The organism is Micrococcus sp. EYE_212 (assembly GCF_023147585.1).
In the GTDB taxonomy this organism is placed as follows: domain Bacteria; phylum Actinomycetota; class Actinomycetes; order Actinomycetales; family Micrococcaceae; genus Micrococcus.
This window is the reverse complement of record NZ_JAHXOZ010000035.1, coordinates 1-1,310: the sequence shown is the minus strand read 5'-3', so window position 1 is coordinate 1,310 and position 1,310 is coordinate 1. Positions and strand designations below refer to the sequence as shown.

1 protein-coding gene and 1 other annotated feature are annotated in these 1,310 nt (G+C 67.7%); the gene reads right to left on the bottom strand.

Features of this window, described 5'->3' with window-relative positions; genetic code table 11:
• A protein-coding gene (locus KZX60_RS11880) for an IS3 family transposase (RefSeq protein ID WP_248118616.1) occupies window positions 1-1,256 on the bottom strand; the annotation gives its coding sequence in 2 pieces (ribosomal slippage) (window positions 1-953 and window positions 953-1,256; 1,257 coding nt annotated over the 2 pieces). This gene is flagged as partial in the annotation.
• Window positions 823-957: a sequence feature (AL1L pseudoknot), on the bottom strand. It overlaps the preceding gene by 135 nt.
• Window positions 1,257-1,310: the final 54 nt, after the last annotated feature.

The following is a 1,310-nucleotide window of genomic DNA, read 5'->3' as shown; positions in this document are numbered from 1 at the left end:
TCCGACCAGCTGTTCGCGGCCGGCTTCGACAGCATAGAACGTGTCCTCGAACTCGGCGGGTGGGACGTCGCCGAGGTAGCCGTGGAGGCGTTGCGTGTTGTGCCAGGACACCCACCCGAGGGTCGCGAGCTCGAGGTCCTCGACCGTTCGCCAGGGACCTGGCCGTGCGGGTCCGCGGACGAGCTCGGCCTTGTAATAGCCGTTCACGGTCTCGGCCAGGGCGTTGTCATAGCTGTCCCCGACGGTCCCGATCGACGGTGTCGCTCCGATCTCGGCGAGGCGTTCGCCGTAGCGAATGGAGGTGAATTGAGACCCCGCGTCGCTGTGACAGCGCAGGTCCTCGTGGCGAGCGCCGCGGGACCAGCGGGCCATCTCGATCGCGTCGAGGACCATCTCGGTGCGCATGTGTGACGCGCACCGCCACCCTACGATCATCCTGCTGAACGCGTCGACGATGAAGCAGACGTACGCGACGCCGGCCCACGTCGGCACGAACGTCAGGTCGGTGACCCAAAGCCGGTTCGGGGCAGGCGCGGTGAACTCCCGCTTCACGAGGTCCGGGTGCCGCGCCGACGCCGGGTCCGGCCGGGTGGTCTTGACCCTCTTCGACCGCCGCGCACCCTCGATGCCTGCTGCGCGCATCAGCCGGGCGGTCTGGTCTCGGCCGATCATGATCCCCGCCCGGCCGGCGGCTTTCCAGAGCTTGCGGATTCCATAGACGCGGTAGTTCGTCTCCCAGAGCTCGACCAGCTGCGGGATCAGCTCCTCGTCCCGCACCGCGCGAGCCGAGGGGGCGCGGGTCTTGGCGGCGTAGTAGCTGCTCGGAGCCACCTGCAGCAGCCTGCAGATGAGCTCGACTCCGAGCCGGCGACCGTCGACCAGGTCATCCTTGTTCGCGTCGATGAACGCGACTACTTCCGGTAGTGGCGGTCGAGCTCCGCCCCGAAGAAAGACGCAGCACGCTTGAGGACCTCGTTGGCCCGCCGCAACTCCCGGACCTCCTGCTCCAGTTCACGCACCCGCTGCGCCTCAGCGCTGCTCACGCCAGAGGTGACGCCGTCGTCGATGTCGGCTTGCTTGACCCACATCCGCACGGACTCGACCCCGTATCCGAGCTGCGTCGCGACCCGCTGCACAGTCCCATGCTCGGTCCCCAGCTCGGCACGCAGCGTCCGCACCATCCGGACCGCCGCGGCCTTCTCCTCCGGCGAATACCGACGCGTCGTCGGCTTCCCCGCTGTCTGCTCTTTCGGCATAACTCCATCCTCGTTTCCAAGGTCAGGAGTCTCCAACAAACCCAGGGCGCTTCA